The following is a 22,415-nucleotide window of genomic DNA, read 5'->3' as shown; positions in this document are numbered from 1 at the left end:
GGTGGAGGGATCGCGACGCCTCGCCCGGGATGACAGTCCCGAGGAGGCACCACATGTCCAGGTATGCACTCAGAGCACTGTTCGGCGCGGTCGTGGCCGTGCCGCTGGTGTGGACGGGGGCCGCGTCCGCGACCCCCCAGATCACCGGCAGCCAGTCGTTCCACGGCTTCCTGCTCGTCGACGGGACGCACGGCCAGCGTGACGTCGTGAAGAGCCCGATCGTCGCGCGAGGGATCTTCGACGGCGTCGGACGGATCGTCGAGGTGGCCAGCCGCCCCGGGGATCCGGACAACCTCAACCGTGACGACCTGGTGTTCAGGGTCGGCACGATGCACATCGTCAGCAAGAACCTGAGGTCCACGTTCTCCCTGGACCCGAAGACCTGCAGGCTCCGGGCCCACGTCGACCAGAAGAGCAGGGTCACGGGCGGGACGCGTGCGTTCAGGGACGCGTTCGGGAGCTTCCGCGCGACTGTCGACGCGTCCGCACGGCTGGCCCGCAAGGCCGACGGGACCTGCAACGACCGGGCGGCCCCGCTGCGCGAGCGCGACGTCGTCGCCGCCACCGGGCACCTGACCTACTGACCTCGCGCCGCGTCGTGCGAGAGGCTGTCCCTCGAGGCTGGTGGGCGCCAAGATTTCCTGCACCAGCCTCAACCTTTCGGGCACTCCCCTCGTCAAGGAGTGACAGGTCGGGGGAGGGGATGGCATGGACACGATGACGGGGACCGGTGCGCCGACGCGGCAGCACCCGACGGACTTCGACACGTTCGCGGTCGCGCAGACGCCGTCGTTGCTGGGGCTGGCGCACGCGCTGACCGGCAACCCGCACGACGCGTGGGACCTGGTCCAGGAGACGCTGGCCCGGATGGGCGAGCGCTGGGGACGGTCCAGGTTCGACGAGCCGGCGGCCTACGCCCGCACGGTGATGACCCGGCTCAACATCGACCGGATCCGACGGCTGAGGCGCGAGCTGCCGTTGCTGCGTCAGGGTGACGCGGCGCCGGTGGTCGAGCTGGTCGGGGCGGTCGACACGTGGCTGGTCGAGGCGCTGGCGACACTGTCGCCGCGGCAGCGAACGGCGCTGGCCCTGAGGTACGTCGAGGACCTCGACGTGCGCGGGATCGCGACGCGGATGGGCTGTTCGGAGGGCACGGTCAAGAGCCTGCTGTCCCGGGGGACGGCGCGGCTGAAGGAGCACGCGGGGACGCACGGTCCGCGGGTGCGAGGCGGGGAGCACGGGGAGGACGAGCGATGAGCACCACGGAGGGCGGCACCACGGAGGAGAGGGACCCCGAGATCGCCGGCGCCTACGACCGGCTGGGCCGGTCGCTGGACGGACCGGTCGACATGCTGGTGAGGGTCGAGCACCGGATGCGGGTCCGGCGCCGGCAGCGGGTCGCGCTGGCCGGGGGCGCGTCCGCGCTGGCACTGGTCGTGGCCGGCACGACGGCCGCGCTCACGCTGGGAGGGGACGACCAGCCCTCGACGCTCCACGTGACCGACGAGCCCACCGGGCCGGTCAGCACCCTGGCGTTCACGCGGGCCGACGGTTCGACGTACACGTTCCGCGACATCGAGGTGACCTGCAAGAAGGACCCCGACTCCGCGCGCCAGCTGGTGACCGCCACCAGCCCGCGGAAGGTGCGGGGCGAGACCCTGCTGGAGCCGTTCCTCATGTTCCAGGCCTCCCTGGACGAGGTCGAGGACGGGCGCACGTTCACGCTGCCGGTCGACGACGTCGCCACCAGCAAGCTGCCGATGATCCTGTTCTTCGCCACCGATGAGGGCGGCCCGCGGGCCAACGAGCTCTCGAGCGCCCAGCCCTCGACCGGGACCGTGCAGGTGCTGCACGCGTCGTGCGGACCCACGCCCTCCCTGGACCTGAAGGTGGACGCGAAGCTCGGCAGCGAGGTCGAGCAGTCGTCGATGCGGCTGACCGGAGAGCTGCACGCGCCGTAGGCGTCAGATCCCCAGGCTGCGCCCGATGATCTCCTTCTGGATCTCGGTGGTGCCGCCGTAGATGGTCTGGATCCGGCTGTCCACGTAGGCCTTGGCGATGGGGTACTCCATCATGTAGCCGTAGCCGCCGTGCAGCTGCACGCCCTGGTCGACGATCTTCTTCTGCAGCTCGGTGGTCCACCACTTGGCCATCGAGGCCAGCGAGGTGTCGACCTCGCCGCGGTTGAGCTTCATGACGCAGTCGTTGACGAACACCCGCGCGATGTGGACCTCGGTGGCCATCTCGGCCAGCAGGAACCGGTTGTGCTGGAACTTGCCGATCGGGCGCCCGAAGGCCTCGCGCTCCTTGGCGTAGTCCAGGCACAGCTGGAGGATGTGCTCGCAGGCGGCGACTGCGATCGCGGCGATCGAGATCCGCTCCTGGGGCAGGTTGACCATCAGCGAGATGAAGCCGGAGCCCTCCTCGCCCAGCAGGTTCGCCTTCGGCACCTCGACGTTGTCGAAGAAGAGCTCGGCGGTGTCCTGCGCCTTGAGGCCCATCTTGTCGAGGTTGCGGCCCCGCTCGAAACCGGGCATTCCGCGCTCGACGACGAGCAGGCTGATGCCCTGGTGCCCGGCGTCGGGGTTGGTCCGGCACACCACGATGACGAGGTCGGACATGATGCCGTTGCTGATGAAGGTCTTCGACCCGTTGACGACGTAGTGGTCGCCCTTGTCGACGGCCGTGGTGCGGATGCCCTGGAGGTCGCTGCCGGCGCCCGGTTCGGTCATCGCGATCGCCGAGATCAGCTCGCCGCTGACCAGTCCGGGCAGCCAGCGCCGCTTCTGCTCGTCGGTCCCGAGGTTGCTGATGTAGGGGACGATGATGTCGGTGTGCACCGGGAAGCCGAGCCCGGAAGCCCCGACCTTGCTGATCTCCTCCGAGACGATCATGTTGTAGCGGAAGTCCTTGGCGCCGGCGCCGCCGTACTCCTCGTCGACGTCGAAGCAGAGCAGGCCCTGCGCGCCCGCCTTGGTCCAGACCTCCCGGTCGACCTGACCGTCCTTCTCCCACTGCTCGTGGAAGGGCACGACCTCCTTGGCCAGGAACGACCGGACCACCCCGCGGAAGTCCTCGTGCTCCTGCTCGTAGATCGATCCGGTCATGGGTCCTCCTGAGTGGGTTGCTGTTGAGCTCGTCGAGCATCGAGGCGGGGCCGAGGTCGCCGAGGCGGTAGCCCTGGGGATAGGTCGAGGGTCGGTGGTGATAGGCGGTACGGCGCGGCGGCGCGAGCCGCAGCAGCCGGGCCCGCAGGCGCAGCCCGCCGCCACCGCGGACACGAACCAGCCCGGCTGGTGGGGCAGGCCGAGGGCCTCGCGCAGCGGCTCGTCCATCAGCGCGATCGTCACCCGGCGGACGAGCGGCCGCAGCGGGGCGGGCGCGGTCGCCCGGGCGATGCGCAGGGTGGCCTCGGTGACGCGCCGGTTGGCGGGGTCGAGCTCGAAGTGCTCGCGCTCGTAGGACGTGAGCAGCTCGAGGTAGCCGTCGTACGTGCTCGGCAGGTCCCTGATGCCCATCAGCTCGCCGAACCGGGTCGTGAACCTCGCCAGGGCCCGGGTCTCGATCGGGTCGAGCGGTCGCCAGCCGAACTCCTCGATCCAGCGGACCGGCCCCACGATCGTGGTGGCGAGGACGTAGCGGAACTCGTCGTTGGGGATGTCGTAGTGCCCGTGGATCCGGTTCAGCCGGCGCAGCGCGGCGTGGGAGCGCTCGGAGTCGATGCCCTCGACCGTGGCCTCCTCGCCGATGAGCAGCGTGTCGTCGTACCTCTTGACGCCGTCGTCCTCGAACTCGCGCGTCCGGTCGAGAAGCCGCGAGATCGACGGGATGCCGTAGTCGCGGAGGAAGGCGATGCCGGTGCCCTGGGTGTAGTCCCAGGGGAACTCGTGGCGGCTGGTGAGCCACACGATCCGGTCCGTGTCGCGCTCCGGGTCGAGCGCACGGATCTCCCGCAGGATGTCGTACCTCCGGCGGGAGAGGTGGGTCATGCCACCCACTCCTTGACCTGGGCGATCGTGGCCGCCGGGTCCTCGGTGGCGGGGGAGACCTGCAGGCTGGTGACGCCGGCCTCGCGGAAGGCCGCGATCCGCTCCTTGACGTACGACGCGGGCCCGACCAGGTTGCCGGCCTCGAGCCACTCCAGGGGTACCTTGGCCTCGGCGTCGCGCTTGTTGCCGCCGAGGTAGAGGTCCTGGATCTCCTTGGCCTCCTTCTCGTAGCCGTACTGGCAGGCGAGGTCGTTGTAGAAGTTCTTGCCGCGGGCGCCCATGCCGCCCACGTAGAGCGCGTACATCGGGCGCATGAAGTCGAGCATGCCCTTGACGTCCTCGCCGATCGCGACCATGCCGCCGGCGCTGACCTCGAGCGGCCCGAGGTCGGGGGAGCGCTTGGCGATGCCCTTCGCCAGCGACTCGCCCCAGACGTCCGCGGCCTTCTCGGGGTGGAAGAGGAAGGGCAGCCAGCCGTCCGCGACCTCGGCGGTCATCTGCACGTTCTTGTCGCCGAGCGCGGCGACCCAGAGCGGTACGACGGGGCGCTCGGGCTTGTTGAGCAGCTTCAGCGGCTTGCCGAGCCCGAGGCCCTGGCCCTCGGGCAGCGGGATCTTGAAGATGCCGTCCTTGACCAGCGACTCGCGGCGCAGGCCCATCCGGATGACGTCGATGACCTCGCGGGTGCGGCCCAGCGGCTTGTCGTAGGGGACGCCGTGGAAGCCCTCGATCACCTGCGGGCCCGACGCGCCGAGCCCGATCACCGCCCGGCCGCCGGAGACGTTGTCGAGGCCGGCCGCGGTCTGCAGCAGCGCCCCGGGGGTGCGGGAGAAGACGTTGAGGATCCCGGCGCCGATCTCGACGGTCTCGGTCTTCGCGGCCAGGTAGCCCATCAGGGTGGGGGAGTCGAAGCCGTAGGGCTCGGCCACCCAGATCGTGTCCAGGCCCGCCTTCTCCAGTCCGGCCACCTGGTCGGCGGTCTCGCGAGGGTTCCCGGCGTAGATCAGCGGCATCGAGAGCTTCATGCCACCAACCCTGACAGAACTACTGTCACGGACACAAGGAGCAGGGGTCAGCCGCGACCGTGCCAGGAGTCCCAGAGGGCGGCGTACGAGCCGCCGGCGGCGACCAGCTCATCGTGGGACCCGAGCTCGGAGATCCGGCCGTCCTCGACCACGGCGACCCGGTCCGCGTCGTGGGCCGAGAAGAGCCGGTGCGCGATGGCGATCACGGTCCGGCCCTCGAGGACTGCCGCCAGCGACCGCTCGAGGTGGCGGGCCGCCCGGGGGTCGATCAGCGAGGTCGCCTCGTCCAGCACCAGGGTGTGCGGGTCGGCCAGCACGAGGCGGGCGAGCGCGATCTGCTGGGCCTGAGCGGCCGAGACCGAGCGCCCGCCGGAGCCCACGACCGTGTCGAGTCCCTCGGGCAGCGCGTCCACCCAGTCGAGCGCGTCGACCGCCGCGAGCGCACCGCGGATCTCGGCGTCTCCCGCCCCGGGTGGGGCCGCGAGGGCGAGGTTCTCGCGCAGGGTCCCGACGAAGACGTGGTGCTCCTGCGTCACCAGCGCCACGTGGCCGCGTAGGTCGTCCAGCGGCAGCTCGGTCAGCCCGACACCCCCGACCGTCACCGAACCGGTGCGCGGCGGGTGGATGCCGGCGAGCAGCCGGCCGAGCGTGGACTTGCCGGCGCCGGACGGGCCGACCATCGCGATCCGCTCGCCGACCCCGACCGACAGGTCGACGCCGTACAGCACGTCGCGGCCCTCGACGTACGCGAACCGCACGTCCTGCGCGTCGAGGTGCTCGCCATCGGGCTCGGCGCCGCTGACCTCGCGGTCGTCGGGCACCTGCGCGACCCCGAGCAGGCGAGCCAGCGAGGCCGCGCCCACCTGCAGCTCGTCGAGGATCGACACGATCCGGTCGACCGGGTCGATGAGCATCTGGACGTAGAGCGTCGCCGCCGTCACGTCGCCGAGCGAGACCTGCCCCTGGGTGTAGAGCCAGCCGCCGAAGAGCAGCGTCGCCACCGTGGGGATGAGGTAGGAGATCTCCATGTTCGGGAAGAACACGGTGCGCAGGGAGAGGGTGTAGCGCTCGGCCCGGTAGGACGCCGAGATGTCGTCGTCGATGGCCCGGATCCGCTCCTCGCCGATGCCGAGCGCCTCGACGGTGCGGGCGCCCTCGACGGTCTCGGTCAGCGTCGCGTTGATCGCGGAGTACGTCGCGCTCTCGCGCAGGTAGCCGTCCTTGGCGCGGGCGAGGTACCACCGCAGCCCGATCACCAGCGGGGGCACGCCGAGCACGCACGGCAGCGCGACCCACCAGCCCACCGTGATCGCGGCGACGAACGTGACGACCGCGGTGATGACCGCGATCGTCCCCTCCGGCAGGGCCATCCGCACCGACCAGGCGAGTTGGTCGACGTCGCGGCTGGTGCGGGTCAGCAGGTCGCCGGAGCCGGCCGACTCCACGACCCCGACCGGCAGCGCCAGCGTGTTGCCGACGAAGTCCTCCCGCAGCTCGGCGAGCACCTGCTCGCCGAGGACCTGGCTCACATAGCGGGCGTAGCGGGTCAGCACCGTCTGCACCAGCAGGAAGCCGGCGAGGACCAGCATGATCCGGTCGACGTGAGCGGCGGTGGTGCCCTGCTCGACCGACTGGACGAGGTCGCCGAGCAGCCGCGGCGCGGCGAGACCGGCCAGCGCGGCGAGCACGTGCAGCGTCACCGCCGACCACAGCAGGCGCGGGTGGTGGCGGGTCAGCCTGGCGGCGTAGCGGCGCACGTCCCGCGTCGAGGCGACCGGGAGCCGGGTGTCCGCGGCGCTCATTGCAGGACCTCCTCGGGCGCGGCGGGCTCGGTCTCCCGGGTGACCACGGCGCGGTAGACGGGATCGGTCTCGAGGAGGTCGGCGTGCCGCCCGGTGGCCACGACCCTGCCGCCCCGCAGGAACGCCACCTCGTCGACGGCGTCCAGCATCAGCGGGCTGGTGGTGGTGACGACGGTGGTGCGGCCCTCGCGCTGCCGGCGCAGGCGGGAGGCGATCCGCGCCTCGGTGTGGGCGTCCACGGCGGAGGTGGGCTCGACCAGCACCAGGATCTCCGGGTCCACCGCGAGCGCCCGCGCCAGCACGAGCCGTTGGCGCTGTCCGCCGGAGAAGGTGCGGCCACGCTCGGCCACCACCGAGTCGAGCCCCTCGGGCAGGGCCTCGAGGATGTCGTCGGCCGACGCGGTGTCGAGCGCCTCGCGGACCCGCCCGGTGCCGGTGACGTCGATCCGGTCGGCCAGGCGGCCGGAGAAGAGGGTGGCGGCGGTGTCCGAGACCAGGATCCGGCGCCGGACCTCCTCGCGTCGCAGCGCGGTGAGCGGCACGTCACCGAGCCGCACGTCGTCGTCGACCTCGGCGGCCGCCATCCCGAGCCGGTCGGCCAGGAGGGCGGACTCGTCGGGCTGCTCGCACACGATCGCGGTGAGCGACCCGGCGTGCAGGCGCAGACCGGTGCGGACGTCGTACATGCTCGAGCCGACCGGCGGAGAGGGGGCGGGGATCTCGGGGTCGGTCACGTCGGGCGTCAGGGCGAGCACGTGGCACACCCGCCGGGCCGAGACCTGGGCCCGGATGACCTTGTTGGCGTACTCGGTGGCGGTGCGCAGCGGGATCATCAGGAACGCCGAGTAGCCGTAGAACGCGACCAGCTCGCCGGGGCTGATCCGGCCCTCGACGGCGTAGCGGGCGCCGAGCCAGACCACCACGACGACGAAGACGCCGGGCAGGAAGACCTGCAGCGCGTCGAGCAGCGACTGGAGCTTGGCGACCTCGACGCCGGCGCGGCGGGTGGCCTGCGACTCGCGGCGGTAGCGGTCGTGGAAGACCTGTTCGCCGCCGATCCCGCGCAGCACCCGCAGGCCGCCCACGATGTCGCTGGCGGTGTTGGAGAGCTCGCCCATCAGCGCGCGCTGCCGGGCGCTGCGCTCCTGCAGCGGCGAGAGCAGCGGGCCGACCAGCAGCATCAGGAGGGGTACGCCGACCAGCACCACCAGGCCGAGCGTCACCGAGGTGCGCAGCAGGATCACCGACACCAGCAGGAACGAGACGATGGCGCCCGAGAACCGGGCCGAGACGTCCATGACCTGGCCCAGGTGCGAGAGGTCGCTGGTGCCGATGGCGACGACCTCGCCCGTGGACACCTTGCGGGGCAGGGTGCCGCCGAGGTGGACGGTCTGCCGACCGACGAGCTGCACGGTGCGGTAGGCCGCGGTCAGCCAGTTGGTGACCGCGAACCGGTGCCGCATGATCCCACTCCCCGCCTGGACGAGGCCGATGACCAGCAGGACCAGGGCCCAGATGAGCAGCTGGCGGGTGTCCTTGGCGGCCACCCCGCTGTCGATCGCACGGCCGATCACGGCGGGCATCACGGCCTGGGCGCTCATCCAGACGATCCCGAAGAGCATCCCCATCACCAGGGTGCGCCACTGCCCCAGGGCCAGCCACCACAGGAACCGGCCCGGCGACCGGTGGTCGGGGGTTCCGGGGTGGTCGAGGGGGAGGTGGCGCACCTGTACACGTTAGGGAACGACCGGCTCCCGGAGCGACCGATTATCGGTGGGTGCGGTCAGCCCCAGGGGTCACGTTCCGGTGGCGACTCGGGCTCGAGCGTGGGGGAGAGCAGCGTCATCAGCGCGGCCACCACGAGCAGCGCGCCGCTGGCGATCTCGAAGGCGCTGATGAACGTGGAGTCGCGGGTGACCACCAGGGCGCGGAAGAGGAGGCCCACTCCGCTGACCAGGATCACCGCTCCCGAGACGACGTGGCGGCCGGGGTTGCCCATCAGGATGCGCAGCGACGCCCCGGTCGAGACGATCATGAAGCCGAGCGCCCAGGTGGCGTCGGACTGGCCCTGGAGGGTCTGCGCGTAGAGCGCCCACTCGGCGTACATCACCGTGAGGCACACCAGCAGGGCGATCGCCGCGCCGGCCGGTGCCGCCGGCGGGCGGGGTGCGGTGCGGCGGTACGACGCGAGGCGCGCCCGGTCGTCGTAGTGGTAACCGGTGGGCCCGACCTCGACGGCGTTGTCCGGTCGAGTGGCCGCGTGCCTGCCCTCGGCCGCGGGGTTGATGTGTTCGCTGGTCATGACGACCTCCTGCTCCGGCTCGATGCCACCAGCGTGGAACGTCGGCGGACCGGCTCGACAGGGCCATCGGTCCAATCCTCGCCCGAGGGCGACGTGAGCCGTCTGGACGGCTGTTTGACCGGGGGCCGAGCCGGGTAGTCGTCAGGGTGTCCACTTCGAGAGAAGGAGGCGACGGTGCGCAGCCCGGGGGTCGACCGCTGAGCCTCCTGGCCGAGGAACGAGATGACCCTCCAACACCGATCGTCCATCCCCCGCAGATCACCCATCCGCGGGAGATCAACCACAAGAGACTCACCCGCAACCTGCACGAGCTCCTGCAGGAGCTCCGAGTCACCCAGACCGGCGTGCAGATCCTCACGGGGTTCCTGCTGACACTTCCTTTCAGCAGCCGTTTCGCGGACCTCACCAGCGTCCAGCGGCACGTCTACCTCGCGATCCTGTGCGGCTCGGTGATCGCCACGGGGCTGATCGTCGCCCCGGTCGCGTTCCACCGGATGCTCTTCCAGCGCGGCCAGCGCCCGTGGATAGTCAAGAACGCGAACCGTGCCGCACGCGCCGGGCTGGTGTGCCTGGCGTTGACCACGAGCGGCGTGGTGTGGCTGGTCTTCGACCTGGTCACCGATCCGTTGACCGCCGGGGTCGCCGGCACCCTGTCGCTGCTCTTCTTCGGGACGTTGTGGGCCGCGGTGCCGCTGGTCGGGCATCGCAGCGAACCGGCGAACCACTCGCACGACCACTAGCTGCTCCACCACCCGGGCGACCCGCGCATAACCTCGGCCGGTGCAGCGTCGTTGACCGCGGCAACTCCAACCACAGGAGAAGCCAGTGCGACGCTTCATCGCGGTCACGGTCATCGTCCTCGCCAGCGTGCTGGCGGTCCCGCAGGCAGCCTCGGCGCACGTCGAGCGGCCGTCGTACTGGCCGGACCCGCGACCGGACTGCTCGATCTCGCCCTGTGCCGGCGGCCACGTGCCCCAGGCCAGGTCGCTGCGCTCGGCCCTCGACGACGCTCGCCCGGGGCAGACCCGGGTGGTCTGCCAGGCCGACTCGCTCGACCGACTCCGCGACTCGGTACGGCGAGCCCGGGTGCGCGGCTACGACATCCGACCGACCGACCACCGCGCCCTGGGTGCCCGGCGGGCCCGGATGCTGCTGCGGGTCAACGCCCGGCTCTTCTCCCGCTGTGGCTACCACCAGATCCAGCCGGCCGTGACCGCGTCCGGGAACGACGACCGGGTCGTGGTGATGCCGGGGGTCTACACGGAGCCGCACTCCCGGCGGCAGCCGACCTACGACCCGTCCTGCGCGAAGTACCGGGTCAAGTCCGACGGCGGCGACCCGGGCGCGCTCTCGCACGACTACCAGCTCTACTGCCCCAACGACGCCAACCTGGTGGCGGTGATCGGCCGCGGCGCGGACACCGGCCCGGTCCCCGACCCTCCGCTCACCGACCGGCACGGCATCCCCGCCGTCGGCCGGTGCATCCGCTGCAACCTCCAGCTCGAGGGCTCGGGGGTGAGCGCCGACGACGTCGTGGTTGAGGCCGGCGACGCGGCTGCCGGGGACGGTGGCCCGTCCGCGGTGGGTCACAAGAAGGACGTGGGCATCTTCGTGGACCGGGCCGACGGGTTCGTCCTGCGCAACCTGACCGTGCGGCACGCGCGTGAGCACGACATCTACGTCATGGAGACCGACGGCTACCGCTTCGACCGGTTCAAGACCTTCTACGCGGGCGGGTACGGCGTGCTCACGTTCGTCGAGGACCACGGCCTGATCGAGAACTGCGAGGCCGCGGGCAACGGCGACTCCGGCATCTACCCGGGTGCGGGCGCGGACACCACCGACCACCGCTACAAGAAGTTCTACCCGAAGTACCGCTACAGCCAGGTGCTCCGCCGCTGCGACAGCCACCACAACACCGGTGGCTTCTCCGGGACCGACAGCCACGGCACCCTGATCACCCACAACAACTTCTACGACAACGCCCTCGGCTACACCACCGACGTGTTCACCGCCGCCGGCCACCCCGGGTTCCCGCAGCACGGCAACGTGATCGAACACAACAACTTCTACGGCAACAACTTCAACCCCTACCAGCCCGGCTCCGACGTCGCGCCCTTCATCGCCGCCCCGGTCGGGACCGGCCTCTGGCTGGCCGGGGGCAATGCCAACGTGGTGCGCGGCAACCACTTCTACGACAACTGGCGGCGCGGGGCGATGCTGTTCGCCGTCCCGGACGCGACCGTGTGCGGGCCGCCTCCGGTGGGCAGCACGACGCCCGTTCCCGGCTGCGACCCCTCGAAGGTGAGCACGTCGTACGACAACCGCTTCCACGACAACGTGATGGGCGTGACTCCCGGAGGCGCGGCCGAGCCCAACGGCGTCGACTTCTGGTGGGACAGCTTCGCCGGCAACACCGGCAACTGCTGGTGGGGCAACACCTCTGCCGCCGGCACCTCGGTGACGACCTCCCCGCCCCTGCTGCCCAGCTGTGCCGACGGCACCAACCCGAGCACGAGCGTCGGCACCGGCGAGCCGGTCAACGAGGACGAGCTCATGTCGTGCTTCGCCGGCTACGAGACCTCCGGCTACCCGGACGGCAACCCCGCGATCTGCTCGTGGACGCAGACCCCGCCCAAGCCCGGGAGCGGTCCCGGACTGCCCTCCGGCGACAGCGCCGCCATGCAGCAGGCGCAGGCCGACCAGTTCTCGTCGATCTGCAGCTTGGGCCTCTCACCGCGCCTGTGCCGCCCGTTCGTGGGCTCGGTGGGCGGTGCCCCGGCAGTCGTCTGGCCCTGGGACTCGAAGGCCTCGTCCCGCACGACAACGGTGGGCGCGGCCACGTCCGGGGTCGGCCCCGAGCGCCTGAGCAGCTACACCTGCAGCTGGTGGCGCAAGGCGGACGCGGCCGGCCGCCAGGCCATGGTGGAACGCATCCGGCACTTCGACACCCTCCCCGTGGACGGCGCGACGCCGTACGGCTTCGGCGCGGGGATGCCGGACGCCCGCGCCACCCACCTGTTCGACTACCGCTGCAGCATGGCGGAGGCCGGCCCGTTCGCCCTCTACAAGATCTATGGCGCAGCGGCGCCGTTCTCGGCGGTCACCGACTGACCTCGGTGGTTGCAGGAGTCACCGGCCGGCCGGGTACTCCTGCAACCGGCCGGACTCGAGCCCGGACCCGGGGTTGTCGGCCAGTTCTGGTGCTTGTCGGCCGTTGCACTGGCTGACAAGCACAGGAGTCACCGGCCAGCCGGGGAGTCCTGCAACGGCCCGGCGCACATCTGGACAGGTTGACCGGTCGGGTCGACGATGAGACCTAGAACCGCTCCCGCCCTCGGCTCCGGAAGCGTCGGGGGCGGGTTCATCGTTCACCCCCTGGCTCCGCCCTCGCACACCACCCAACAACGGCACGGCCCATCGGGCCTGTCGGGACGCGAGGAGGACAGATGGACAACGTGGCAACCATGCGACGCGTGTACGAGCTGCTCAGTGCAGGCGACATCGACGGATTCGGCGACCTGCTGGCGGCCGACTTCGTCGAGCACGAGGACGCCCCAGGGCTCGAGCCGACCAAGGAGGGGGTCCTGCAGCTCTTCCGCATGTACCGGGCGGCCTTCCCCGACCTGCAGATGAACGTGGACGAGCTCCTCCCGAGCGGGGACAAGGTCGTCGCCCGCATCACGGCCAGCGGCACCCACACGGGAGATGACTTCATGGGCGTGCCCGCCAGCGGCAAGAAGGTCCGGATCGAGGTGTTCGACATCATCCGGTTCGATGACCAGGGCCGTGCCTGCGAGCACTGGGGGGCCATGGACGCGCTGGGCATGATGCAGCAGCTGGGTGCGATCCCGACGATGGCCCCGCCTGCGTGATTCGTCGAGCGGGGCCCGAATGCGGTGCGGGGGCCCTCAGGCAGTGACGAGGCCAGCGACCAGCACCGCCATCGCCGCGGGATCGAGACCCAGGGCCGCCGGCGTGACGACCACCTCGCACTGGATACGTCGTGGTTGGTGAGTGGGGAACCAGGCCGGCAGGCCGACCCCGTGCTCGTCGATCGCGTCGACCGTGCGCTCGTTGACGAGGTCGGCGTCGCCGTCGGCGTAGAGGAGGAACTGGTTCGTCTGCGGTACGCCCGGCTGCGCGCTGACCTGCGCCGGCAGCGCCGCGGCGAAGGCCCTGGCCCAGGCGACGGTGTCCGGAATCAATGGCACGAGGTCCCGCAGGCCGATGAGCGCGGACACCGCCTCCGCAGTGGTGCGGAAGATGGTGCCGCCGAGCCTGCGTCGCCACAGGCGGGCCTCGGCGACGAAGTCCTGCGAGCCGAGCAGCGCCGCTCCGGCGAGCCCGGCGAGACCCTTGTAGAACGACACGTACAGCGAGTCGGCGTGGCTCGCGATCTCGCTGAGCGGGCGGTCGAACCAGGGCTGCGCCTCCCAGATCCGGGCGCCGTCGACATGCAGGGGCACGCCGCGGGAGCGGCAGGCGGCCGACAGCTCCGCCAGCTGCTCCCAGGTCGGCAGCAGGCAGCCGGCGTCGCGCAGGGGGAGCTCCGCGAGGACAGCGCCGAGCCGTCTGGGCAACGCGTCGAGGTGGGCGGCCGTGGGCGTCTCGAACCCGCGAGTCAGGAACGACACCTCCAGCCCGTGGAGGATCCGTGGGCCGTCCTCCTCGTGCACGAGGAGGTGGCTGAGGTCCGGCATGGCGACGCGCCGGCTCCCGGCACGGTCGCAGTGCACACGCAGGGCGGCCTGCTGGGCCATCACCCCGCTGGGGAAGAACACGGCGGCCTCGACCCCGAAGCGCTCCTGCAGGTCCTCCTCGAGCCGCGTGACCGCACCGCCGTCGCCGTACGTGTCCCACGCGTCGAGGCCGAGCTCCTCACAGGCTTGGGCGAGGGCGGCGAAGGCCTCCGCGGGCGACCCCGGGCTCCGTCCGGAGACGGCGGTCTCGCAGCCTCGCGCTGCGGCCCTGACGCGACTCACGAGCTCCTCGGACGGCACGGAGGCACCCTACAAGTGGCCCCTGCCCGGCTGGGGCTGGACGTGGGGCCGCAGTCCGTGGAGTAGGTCGGGCTGCCAGTGGGCACGATGGCTGTGAGGGAACTCGGAGGGAGAAGCAGATGATCGGCATCAGGAACGGGCTGGGGAGCATCACGGACCGGAAGCAGTGGGGCGCGCGCGGCGCCACGTTCGTGGCGAAGGTCAAGGCCACCAAGGCTGTGTGGTTCCCACCGGAGCCCGTGGAGACCGGCAAGAAGGTCGCCGCGGCGGCCGGGAAGACGGCCAAGAAGACGACCGGCACCGCGAAGAAGGCCACCGGTAGCGCGACGAAGAAGTCGACCGGCGCGCCGCGAAGAAGACCAGCAAGAGCGCGGCCACCCGGGCCAACGGTGTCACCAAGAAGGCGACCAGCGGGAGGAAGAGCACGACCGGCAGGCAGAAGGCCTGAGGGCAGCGAGTCGACGGGGACAGGCTGACGGCAGCAGACGCGTCCTCACAGCACCGAGTAGCCCGCAGCCAGGCCCGACCGCCCGGTGGCCGCGAGCAGGAGCGGAGCGGCAGCACCGTCGGTGACGGCCAGCTCGGTGATGATCCTCAGCGCCTGCCTCGCAGCCGTCGGCGGTACGTCCAGGGGTCCGCCGATCGCGGTGACGAGGTCGGCTGTGTGGACGGCGAGCTCGAAGGTCCGGGTCGGCAGGTAGTCCTCGAGCCGCATGCCGCCGGCAATGGTGGTCACGAGCTCGGTGCCCTCCTGGGCGTCGACGAGCCGAAGCACCCGTTCTGCGATGACGGCCACAGCGGCGGCCGGGTCAGCGCCCAGGGCTTCGCCGGCCTCCCGCCCGCGCGCCGCCACGGCGGGCCCGGCGGCCACCGCCCTGGTCGCGCGGTAGTAGTCCTCCGGGGAGGCGACGTCGACGGTCGACGCTCGGCGGTCGAGGTAGGTCTCGACGGTCAGGAACGAGCGGCTCGTGTGCCCGACGAGCGCGCGGACGTCCCACTCGCCCAGTGCGGGTCGGGTCCACAGGTCGTCGCCGACCCGCGAGACCGTCCGCACGAACCACTCCGCCGCGTCGCGGAAAGCCAGTCGGGAGTCGTCCCAGGCGGGGCCCATGGAGGGAGCCTAGTCACAGCCAGCGACGCACCCGCCGCGAGTACTCGTCGTACGGCGCACCGAACCGCTCATGCAGGAACCGCTCCTCGGGTCGGATCGCGCCCCAGCGGACGAGGAGCACCGCGACCGGGAACAGCACGAGCCCCCAGAATGTGGGGGCCAGCAGCGCCAGCCCGAGGTAGAGCGCGAGCAGACCGACGTACAGCGGGTTGCGGGAGAGGCGGTACGGACCCTCCTCGATCATCGCCTGCGTAGCCTGCCCCGGCAGCAGCCCGGTCTCGTGCCTGCGGAACAGCCAGAGCGACCATCCGTTCCACCCGGCGAACGCCAGCACCAGCACCCATCCGAGCGACACGCGCCACCCGCCGAGGTCTACCGGGTCACCCCAGCGCAGCGTGGCAAGCCAGCCGACGAGCAGGGGTGCTCCGATCGCGACCGGCGGCCAGAGCCGGAACGCGACGGTGTCCTCAGGGCCGCGCACCATGCCCTCATTGTGGCGGGCGGCGGTGACGTCGCGTCCCGCCCGTGCCCTGCGGAATGCCCCATACGGGTCTTTCGGGATGCGGCCCGTGCGGGTTGAGTAGCAGATGGAGCCGGTGGCAGCCGGGCCGCGAGCAAGGTTGAGGGGTGATCGCATGGTGCGGTCCCGGCCGGAGAAGACTCCGCTGTTCCGACCCCTCATCGTCGCCGCCGCGAGCATCGCCGCTGTCGCGGGCGTCCCCGCCTCGGCGTCGGCCGCGCCCCCCGACCACGGCACCTTCTCCCATCACGAGGTCTTCGTGGACCCGGACGTGTGCGCGCCGGAGGGGTTCTCGGTTCACGTCGTCGAGGACGAGGTGTCGTCGTTCCGGGTGTTCTACGACCGCACCGGCGAGGTGGCCTTCGTCGCCGTACATGTCGACTACCGGGCGGTGATCTCGGCGAACGGGCACACGATCGTGGAGCGGGACAAGTGGACGGACACCTTCTACCCGGACGGAACGGCACGGACGGTCGGAGACACGGTGCACATCCAGGGGACCGGCCCCGGGCTGGTCCAGCACGACGCGGGCCAGCTCGTCTTCGACGCGAACGGGGACGTCGTCGCGATCCACGGTCCACATCCGCAGTTCGAGGGCCAGACGTTCTGCTTCGCGCTGCAGTCCTAGCCAACACGAAGACTGGCGACTGACGTCTGCGGGCGAGGGGTGTCGCCCGAGCCCGCGATCCCCGATCATGGGGTCGTGCCCACGCGCGAGAAGGCGGCCGCTCTCCTGGCCCTGCACGCCGGTCCGGGCTTCGTGCTCCCCAACGCCTGGGACCCGGGCTCCGCGCGGATCCTCGAGCAGGTCGGCTTCCCGGCCATCGCCACGACCAGCGCGGGCATCGCGTGGTCCTGCGGGGTCCCGGACGGCGGAGCGATGGACCGCGACAGGATGCTCGAGCACATCGGTCGCATCGCGGCAGCAGTGAGCGTGCCGGTGACGGCCGACCTCGAAGCGGGATACGGCGCGACGGCGGCCGACGTCGGCCGCACCGTGGCCCTGGCGGTGGAGCTCGGGGTGGTGGGCGCCAACATCGAGGACGCCGCAGATGGCGGTCTGTTCGGCGTCGACGAGGCGGTCGACCGCATCGCGGCCGCGCGGGCCGCGGCGCCCCGCGGCACCTTCGTCCTGAACGCCCGGACCGACACCTACTTCGCCGGCACGACCGGCGACGTCTTCGCGGAGACGGTCGATCGGGCGGTCCGGAACGTCGAGGCGGGGGCCGACTGCGTGTTCGTGCCCGGTGTCGTCGAGGAGGACACGATTCGCAGGCTCGCGGCAGCCGTCCCCGGTCCGCTCAACGTGGTGGCAGGGCTGGCGAACACCATCGACGCGCCCACGTTCTTCTCCCTCGGCGTCAAGCGCGTCAGCCTGGGCGGCAGCCTCGCCCGAGCCACGCTCAGCATGCTGGAGCGCGCGGGACGCGAGCTGCTCGACTCCGGGACGCTCGGCTTCCTCGACGGTGCGATCGGCTACGCCGACCTGCAGCGACGGTTCCGGTCCTGACCCCTCAGCGGCGGACGCGGTAGCGCAGGTGGAGGACCCGGTCGCCCGGGATGACGACGTAGGGGTCCTCGAGCAGGGTCTGCGAGTCGACCGGGCCGAAGTAACCGCTTGCCCTTGCCGAACACCACCGGCACGACGTCGATCGCCACCTCGTCCACGAGGCCGAGGGCCAGCGCCTGCCCTCCGACGTTCCCGGCGCAGAGCGCGACCACCCGGTCACCGGCACGCTGCTTCGCCTCCTCGACCGCCGCGGTGACGTCGTCGACGAACGGGACGTCGGCCTCGGGGTGCCACCCCTCCGGCTTGGGCCGGTGCGACACCACGACCAGGTGCTCGCCGGCCGGTGGGTCGGCCTCCCAGCCGTTGGTCAGGTCGAACAGGTGCCGTCCCTGGATCGTGGCGCCGATGCTGCCCCACATCGCGCTGACGTACTCGTGGGAGCGTCGGCTGATCCGGAACGGCCCGTGTGCTTCGCCCTGCGCGTCCTCGACGATGGGGGTGTCACCGTTGAAGTACCACTCGAAGAGCGGCCCCACGTCGTCGTTCTCGTCAGCGATGAAGCCGTCCAGAGATGCCACTGCGTGCATGATCACGGTTCCCATGCCGGGACTGACCCGGCGACGTCGCCGGATTCATCGCGGCGTACCGGCGGGTCCCGACCGGACCGCGCCTGACACGATGCCGCGGTGAGTGAGTTCCTCGGCGAGTGGCAGGGTTGGCGTGACGCCCGGGAGGCAAGGCTGCGGGACCCGCACGGGTGGCTGGCGATCACCGCGATCCACTGGCTGACGGACACGCCCCAGGGCTTCGACGACGTCCCGGGGGAGTGGTGCTCCGACGAGCACGGCGCGACCGTCACCCTCGGACCGGACGAGGCCCTGGCTGCCGGGAGCACCCTGCTCACCGAGGGCGTGCACCGGCTCGGACCGCTCGACGACGTCGGGCTGAGCGTGACCTTCGGCGATGCCGTCGCGCAGGTGGCCGACCGCGAGGGACGCACCATCGTCCGCCCCCGGCATCCGGACTCGCCGAACCTGCGCGCCTACCGCGGCACCCCGTGCTACGCCCCCGACCCCGTCTGGGTCGTGCCTGCGCGGTACGAGCCCTACCGGACGGCCGACGGCGATGCCGTGGGCGAGGTCGTCTTCGATCACGCCGGCAGCGAGCACCGGCTGGTGGCCTGGGGAGAGGACGACGGCTCGCTGTGGATCCTGTTCCGCGACGCCACGTCGGGCATCACCACCTACCCGGCCAACCGACAGCTCCTGACCGCGCCGCCGTCGCCCGACGGCCTCGTGCACCTCGACTTCAACCGCGCGTTCAACATGCCGTGCGCCTACACCGAGTTCGCCACCTGCCCGCTTCCTCCCGTGGCCAACACGCTGCCGTTCGCGGTGGAGGCGGGCGAGCAGGTGCCGACCACGACCGCGTCCGGGTTGACTTCCGGATAGGTCTGGGCTGGTCAGAGACCGCAGGAGTCCCGTGCGAAGCCGATGGCTGCGCGGGCGCCGGTCGGGCTCATCCGGACCACGAGGCTCCCCGGCCGGCCGTCGAGGTGCAGCGAGACGAGGAACGCCGTGGCGCCCCCCGACTCCATGAAGACGTGGTCGTCGCAGCGTGCCGGCCGGACCGGCAGCTCGATGCGCCGCACCGGGCCGTCCCCGCGCACCGTCACCCGGGGACGCCACGCCGGGCCCGCGGCGCCGAGCAGGGGCGTGCCGCCCACCGAGTCGATCCGCAGCACTTGTCCGGCCGCGCCGGTCGGGCGAGCGAGGAGGGTCAGGGTCCCGGTCGCTCCCTCCCTGGTGCCGTCGGTGGGCACCCGGTCGGCGAACTCCAGCACCGCCACCCGGTCGACGGCGAGCTCGAGGCAGCGTGAGGCGACGTACCGGGCCACGATGTCGTTGTCGTCGGTGACCGGCAGCGAGACCGTCCGGCCGCCGTACGTCACGCTGAGCCGGGCCGGACCGCGGTGCGCGCCGCACACTGGTCGCGTCGGCAGGGTGAGCGGGTAGCCGCGCTCGGAGCGCGACGGGTTGAGCCGCAGCCGCTCTCCGGCGACCGGACGGCGGAACCGCGGGTCGGTGTAGCGGATCCGGATGGGGGTCACGTCGTGGCGGGTGTCGTTGCCGATCCAGACCTCCATCCGACCCAGCGCGGCGTCCCGCGAGGACTGGCGCAGGTCGGCGAGGAGCTTGCCGGTGGGCGGCCCCGGCGGCGGCAGCTCGATGGGTGTCAGCGTCGGCACCGGCGGCGACGCGGAGGCCGGCGACGACGAGCTCGGCGACGCGTCCGGTGCGTCACCCGGCCCGCACCCGGCGGCCAGCCCTGCCAGCAGCAGGACGACGACCACCGCGCGCAGGCCGGACCGCACGGGTCAGAACTTCTCGTCGGAGAGGCGGGACGGGAGCACCACCAGCACGGTGACCAGGTAGGCGAGCAGCACCACCGCCACGGTCACCGCCCAGGCGCGGTCGACGACCACGTCGAAGATCAGCAGCGCCATCCCGGCGATCAGCGTCGAGACCCCCAGCAGCACCAGGTGGACCAGCCGGTGCGCGGTGGCGACGACGCGCTCCTTGACGTGCTCGCCCGACAGCCGGCGGTGCACCGCGACCGGGCCCATCACGGTCGCCGTCGTGAGGGCCGCCGTCAGGACCAGGAGGAGGTAGAGACCCTTCTGGAAGTGGTCGAGGCTGGCGAACATCTGCTGGAACGGCAGCGTCAGCAGGAATCCCGCCGTCAGCTGGGCCCCGGTCTGCATGACGCGCAGCTCCTGGAGCAGGTCGTTCCACTTGCGGTCGAGGCGCTCCTCCTCGGTCTCGTCCCGCCCCGACTGCTTCTCGCTCTCGTCTCCCATGGCCGCATTCTGGACCACGATCGTGCGCGCGTCTCACACCCCGAGGCCGTCGACCACCTCCGCGCCCGGGAGCTCCGCGATCAGGTGGCCCGGCAGCAGCAGCTTCGAACGGCGTACGCCGGACCCGACGACCGCGACCTCGATGTCGACGACGCGCGCGTCGACCAGCACCCGCCAGTGCGCGGGCAGCCCCAGCGGCGTGATGCCGCCGTACTCCATCCCCGACTCCTCGACCGCGCGGTCGGTGGACAGGAACGACGCCTTGCGCACGTCGAGCGTGCGCTTGACCAGGTTGTTGACGTCGGCGCGGGTGTCGGCGCGGACGACACAGGCAGCGACCCGCTCCTCGCCGCCGCGACGGCCGGCGACCACGACGCAGTTGGCGCTCGCGGTGAGCGGCACGTCGTAGGCCTCGGACATCGCGGCGGTGTCGGCGAGCTCCGGGTCGATCTCCACGACGGCGACCCGGGCGGCTTGCGGCCACCCGCCGAGCATCGCGGCGACGGGGTCACCGAGCAGGTGGAGGTGCTCGGAGGTGGGCAGGGAGGTCAGGGCACCGAGGCTGGGCAGCGTCATCACCCCATCCTGACGGGGGTGTACGCCGACGGTCATCCGGGGTTCACGTCGATCCCGCCGCGGATCCACCTCGGGCCGGTCTGCTGACGCCGTGACCGCTTCCTTGCTCTCCTCCCGTGCCCCCGTCTCGTCGCCGCTCGTCGTGACGCCCGCGGTGGCCGCCCACCGCGGGGCCAGCGGCTACCGGCCCGAGCACACCCTCGAGGCCTTCCGGGTCGGTATGGCCCAGGGCGCCGACGACGTCGAGCTCGACCTGGTCGCCACCCGCGACGGCGTGCTCGTCGTCCGGCACGACCTCGAGCTCAGCCGCACCACCGACGTGGCCACCCGTCCCGAGCTCGCCTCACGCCACACCACCAAGGTGGTCGACGGGGAGCCGGTGACGGGGTGGTTCGTCCAGGACCTCGACCTGGCGGAGCTCAGGACGCTCACCGCGCGGGAGCGGATGCCGCGCGCCCGGGCCGGCAGTGCGGCCCACGACGGGCGGCACCGGGTCGCCACCTTCGAGGAGGTGGTGCGACTGGTCCGCGCCGAGTCCGCGGTGCACGGCAGGTCGGTGGGGGTGCTGGCCGAGCTCAAGCACGCGGCGCACCACCAGGCGGCCGGGCTGCCGCTCGACGCCTTGGTGCACGACACCCTGCGTCGGCTGGGGCTCGACCACGACCGGTCGCGTGTGAGCGTGATGGCCTTCGAGGACGAGGTGCTGCGCCGGCTCGCCGGACAGGTCCGGGTGCCGCTGGTGCAGCTCGTCGATCGCCGTGAGCAGGTCACCCGCGCCCGGCTGGCCGGCATCGCGGCGTACGCCGACGGGATCGGCGCCCGCAAGGACCTGCTGCTGCGTGAGGGGCTGGGGCGCCGGCTGGTGCGCCGTGCACACCGCGAGTGGCTCACGGTCCACGCCTGGACGCTGCGGGCCGAGAACCGATTCCTCGGCCGGGCCTTCCGGTCGGGCGAGGGCGGCCGCCGGCACGGCGACCTGGCCGCCGAGACGCGTCACCTGCTCGACCTGGGCGTCGACGGGCTGATCACCGACCACCCCGACCGGGTGGCCGGCGCCCGGGACACGTGGGTCGCTCACTCCTCGGGGATCAGCAGCCAGCCGACGACGTAGGCGACGATGAAGGTGCCGAAGCCGAAGATCGCACCGAGGACCGTGATCAGCCGGACCAGCGTCACGTCGACGCCGAGGTAGGCCGCCACCCCCGAGCAGACGCCCGCGATCATCCGGTCGTCGCGCCGTCGGACCAGGCGCCTGGGATTGGTGGGGGCGGGCTGCGGGGTGCTCATCGGTTCTCCTCGGTGGGGTCCTGCTCGATCGGGGTGGTGATCTCGGTGGTGGGCTCGGTGGTGGGCTCGGGGGTCGCCCCGGCCGCGGGGCCGTCGCCGACCCCGCCGGACTGGTGGTTTCCCCAGTCGCGGGGCTGGTCATCGACCCACCCGGTGCGGCGGGTGCCCCAGCGGTCCCGGCTCGTCAGCGTGGTGGCCAGCAGGCCGACGATGCCGGCCACGACCCAGGGGAGGGGCAGCAGCCACCGGATGTCGCGGTTGTCGACCACGCCGCCCTGGACCAGGGCCCACACCGCGACCAGGCCGAGGAACGCCAGGCCCATGACCAGGTGTCCGATGCTGACGGGGTGGCGGCCGCTGGGCCTGTCGCTGGGCCTGCCGCTGGGCCGGTCGCTGGTCTGGTCGACGTCGCTCATGCTCGTCTCCTTCA

At 71.8% G+C, this 22,415-nt stretch carries 25 protein-coding genes and 1 pseudogene; 11 read left to right on the top strand and 15 right to left on the bottom strand.

Features of this window, described 5'->3' with window-relative positions; genetic code table 11:
* The first annotated feature begins 53 nt into the window (after positions 1–53).
* From H0S67_RS18635 to H0S67_RS18625, 3 genes are all read left to right on the top strand, one after another.
* Positions 54–584, top strand: a complete 531-nt coding sequence (locus H0S67_RS18635) for a hypothetical protein (RefSeq protein WP_180934252.1) — start codon at positions 54–56, stop codon at positions 582–584.
* Positions 585–708: 124 nt separating this feature from the next.
* On the top strand, positions 709–1,257 hold the full coding sequence (locus tag H0S67_RS18630) for a SigE family RNA polymerase sigma factor (RefSeq protein WP_180934251.1): 549 nt from the start codon (positions 709–711) through the stop codon (positions 1,255–1,257).
* Positions 1,254–1,961: a hypothetical protein gene (locus H0S67_RS18625; protein WP_180934250.1), complete on the top strand. Its 708-nt coding sequence runs from the start codon at positions 1,254–1,256 to the stop codon at positions 1,959–1,961. Before H0S67_RS18630 ends, H0S67_RS18625 begins: the two co-directional genes overlap by 4 nt.
* A 3-nt stretch (positions 1,962–1,964) precedes the next feature.
* On the opposite strand, the gene H0S67_RS23855 is transcribed toward H0S67_RS18625, so the two are convergent.
* The 6 genes and pseudogenes from H0S67_RS23855 to H0S67_RS18600 all read right to left on the bottom strand — a co-directional run bounded on the left by H0S67_RS23855 (position 1,965) and on the right by H0S67_RS18600 (position 9,118).
* Positions 1,965–3,107 (bottom strand): acyl-CoA dehydrogenase family protein, encoded by a 1,143-nt coding sequence (locus H0S67_RS23855; protein ID WP_219635741.1) that lies wholly within the window; start codon positions 3,105–3,107, stop codon positions 1,965–1,967.
* A gap of 195 nt (positions 3,108–3,302) precedes the next feature.
* A pseudogene (locus H0S67_RS27555) lies at positions 3,303–3,989 on the bottom strand (oxygenase MpaB family protein); the annotation flags it as partial.
* Positions 3,986–5,014 carry an LLM class F420-dependent oxidoreductase gene (locus H0S67_RS18615; RefSeq protein ID WP_180934248.1) on the bottom strand — a complete coding sequence of 343 codons (1,029 nt, stop codon included), beginning with the start codon at positions 5,012–5,014 and terminating at the stop codon, positions 3,986–3,988. The gene H0S67_RS18615 and the pseudogene H0S67_RS27555, both read right to left, overlap by 4 nt.
* Before the next feature lie 47 nt (positions 5,015–5,061).
* Positions 5,062–6,816 (bottom strand): ABC transporter ATP-binding protein, encoded by a 1,755-nt coding sequence (locus H0S67_RS18610; RefSeq protein WP_180934247.1) that lies wholly within the window; start codon positions 6,814–6,816, stop codon positions 5,062–5,064.
* On the bottom strand, positions 6,813–8,543 hold the full coding sequence (locus tag H0S67_RS18605; RefSeq protein WP_180934246.1) for an ABC transporter ATP-binding protein: 1,731 nt from the start codon (positions 8,541–8,543) through the stop codon (positions 6,813–6,815). The genes H0S67_RS18610 and H0S67_RS18605 overlap by 4 nt, the downstream gene beginning before the upstream one ends.
* Positions 8,544–8,599: 56 nt before the next feature.
* Positions 8,600–9,118 (bottom strand): hypothetical protein, encoded by a 519-nt coding sequence (locus tag H0S67_RS18600; protein WP_180934245.1) that lies wholly within the window; start codon positions 9,116–9,118, stop codon positions 8,600–8,602.
* Positions 9,119–9,264: 146 nt separating this feature from the next.
* Here H0S67_RS18600 and H0S67_RS18595 point away from each other — a divergent pair, with 146 nt between their 5' ends.
* The 3 genes from H0S67_RS18595 to H0S67_RS18585 all read left to right on the top strand — a co-directional run bounded on the left by H0S67_RS18595 (position 9,265) and on the right by H0S67_RS18585 (position 12,993).
* Entirely contained in the window at positions 9,265–9,858 is a 594-nt protein-coding gene (locus H0S67_RS18595; protein WP_246354876.1) for a DUF6328 family protein, read from the top strand.
* Between the two features lie 85 nt (positions 9,859–9,943).
* Entirely contained in the window at positions 9,944–12,232 is a 2,289-nt protein-coding gene (locus H0S67_RS18590) for a right-handed parallel beta-helix repeat-containing protein (RefSeq protein ID WP_180934244.1), read from the top strand.
* A gap of 335 nt (positions 12,233–12,567) precedes the next feature.
* Complete coding sequence (locus H0S67_RS18585) at positions 12,568–12,993, top strand: ester cyclase (RefSeq protein WP_180934243.1); 426 nt, start codon at positions 12,568–12,570, stop codon at positions 12,991–12,993.
* 36 nt (positions 12,994–13,029) lie between these two features.
* On the opposite strand, the gene H0S67_RS18580 is transcribed toward H0S67_RS18585, so the two are convergent.
* Positions 13,030–14,121 carry a threonine aldolase family protein gene (locus H0S67_RS18580; protein WP_180934242.1) on the bottom strand — a complete coding sequence of 364 codons (1,092 nt, stop codon included), beginning with the start codon at positions 14,119–14,121 and terminating at the stop codon, positions 13,030–13,032.
* A gap of 119 nt (positions 14,122–14,240) precedes the next feature.
* Between H0S67_RS18580 and H0S67_RS18575 the strand changes: the two genes are divergently transcribed.
* Positions 14,241–14,597, top strand: a complete 357-nt coding sequence (locus H0S67_RS18575) for a hypothetical protein (RefSeq protein WP_180934241.1) — start codon at positions 14,241–14,243, stop codon at positions 14,595–14,597.
* A gap of 17 nt (positions 14,598–14,614) precedes the next feature.
* On the opposite strand, the gene H0S67_RS18570 is transcribed toward H0S67_RS18575, so the two are convergent.
* Together H0S67_RS18570 and H0S67_RS18565 are read right to left on the bottom strand one after the other, a co-directional pair.
* Positions 14,615–15,232: a maleylpyruvate isomerase N-terminal domain-containing protein gene (locus H0S67_RS18570; protein ID WP_180934240.1), complete on the bottom strand. Its 618-nt coding sequence runs from the start codon at positions 15,230–15,232 to the stop codon at positions 14,615–14,617.
* A gap of 13 nt (positions 15,233–15,245) precedes the next feature.
* The gene (locus H0S67_RS18565; protein ID WP_180934239.1) at positions 15,246–15,716 is read right to left on the bottom strand and encodes a methyltransferase family protein; all 471 of its coding nucleotides are present in this window, start codon (positions 15,714–15,716) and stop codon (positions 15,246–15,248) included.
* 151 nt (positions 15,717–15,867) lie between these two features.
* Here H0S67_RS18565 and H0S67_RS18560 point away from each other — a divergent pair, with 151 nt between their 5' ends.
* Together H0S67_RS18560 and H0S67_RS18555 are read left to right on the top strand one after the other, a co-directional pair.
* Positions 15,868–16,380 carry a hypothetical protein gene (locus tag H0S67_RS18560; protein WP_180934238.1) on the top strand — a complete coding sequence of 171 codons (513 nt, stop codon included), beginning with the start codon at positions 15,868–15,870 and terminating at the stop codon, positions 16,378–16,380.
* 75 nt (positions 16,381–16,455) lie between these two features.
* The gene (locus tag H0S67_RS18555) at positions 16,456–17,262 is read left to right on the top strand and encodes an isocitrate lyase/PEP mutase family protein (protein ID WP_219635333.1); all 807 of its coding nucleotides are present in this window, start codon (positions 16,456–16,458) and stop codon (positions 17,260–17,262) included.
* Here the strand turns inward: H0S67_RS18555 and H0S67_RS18550 are convergent.
* Positions 17,229–17,840 (bottom strand): dihydrofolate reductase family protein, encoded by a 612-nt coding sequence (locus H0S67_RS18550; protein WP_246354875.1) that lies wholly within the window; start codon positions 17,838–17,840, stop codon positions 17,229–17,231. The genes H0S67_RS18555 and H0S67_RS18550 overlap by 34 nt on opposite strands.
* A gap of 108 nt (positions 17,841–17,948) precedes the next feature.
* On the opposite strand from H0S67_RS18550, the gene H0S67_RS18545 reads away from it, so the two are divergent.
* Positions 17,949–18,713, top strand: coding sequence for a DUF1684 domain-containing protein (locus H0S67_RS18545; protein WP_180934237.1), 765 nt, complete (start codon positions 17,949–17,951; stop codon positions 18,711–18,713).
* An 11-nt stretch (positions 18,714–18,724) separates the two neighbouring features.
* On the opposite strand, the gene H0S67_RS18540 is transcribed toward H0S67_RS18545, so the two are convergent.
* Genes H0S67_RS18540 through H0S67_RS18530 form a run of 3 tightly spaced genes read right to left on the bottom strand, consistent with a single transcriptional unit; the run spans position 18,725 to position 20,698 of the window.
* On the bottom strand, positions 18,725–19,636 hold the full coding sequence (locus H0S67_RS18540; protein WP_180934236.1) for a hypothetical protein: 912 nt from the start codon (positions 19,634–19,636) through the stop codon (positions 18,725–18,727).
* Positions 19,637–19,639: 3 nt separating this feature from the next.
* Entirely contained in the window at positions 19,640–20,122 is a 483-nt protein-coding gene (locus H0S67_RS18535; RefSeq protein ID WP_180934235.1) for a DUF6328 family protein, read from the bottom strand.
* 33 nt (positions 20,123–20,155) lie between these two features.
* On the bottom strand, positions 20,156–20,698 hold the full coding sequence (locus H0S67_RS18530) for a YbaK/EbsC family protein (protein ID WP_180934234.1): 543 nt from the start codon (positions 20,696–20,698) through the stop codon (positions 20,156–20,158).
* A 91-nt stretch (positions 20,699–20,789) separates the two neighbouring features.
* Between H0S67_RS18530 and H0S67_RS18525 the strand changes: the two genes are divergently transcribed.
* Positions 20,790–21,809 (top strand): glycerophosphodiester phosphodiesterase family protein, encoded by a 1,020-nt coding sequence (locus H0S67_RS18525; protein WP_246354874.1) that lies wholly within the window; start codon positions 20,790–20,792, stop codon positions 21,807–21,809.
* Here the strand turns inward: H0S67_RS18525 and H0S67_RS18520 are convergent.
* Positions 21,773–21,985 (bottom strand): PspC domain-containing protein, encoded by a 213-nt coding sequence (locus H0S67_RS18520; RefSeq protein ID WP_180934233.1) that lies wholly within the window; start codon positions 21,983–21,985, stop codon positions 21,773–21,775. The genes H0S67_RS18525 and H0S67_RS18520 overlap by 37 nt on opposite strands.
* The gene (locus H0S67_RS18515; RefSeq protein ID WP_180934232.1) at positions 21,982–22,401 is read right to left on the bottom strand and encodes a hypothetical protein; all 420 of its coding nucleotides are present in this window, start codon (positions 22,399–22,401) and stop codon (positions 21,982–21,984) included. Before H0S67_RS18515 ends, H0S67_RS18520 begins: the two co-directional genes overlap by 4 nt.
* Positions 22,402–22,415 lie beyond the last annotated feature (14 nt).

Origin of the sequence: Nocardioides ungokensis, from assembly GCF_013466985.1 — a bacterium.
In the GTDB taxonomy this organism is placed as follows: Bacteria; Actinomycetota; Actinomycetes; order Propionibacteriales; family Nocardioidaceae; genus Nocardioides; species Nocardioides ungokensis.
The sequence above is the reverse complement of the archived record's forward strand: the minus strand, read 5'-3'. Positions and strand labels throughout refer to the sequence as shown.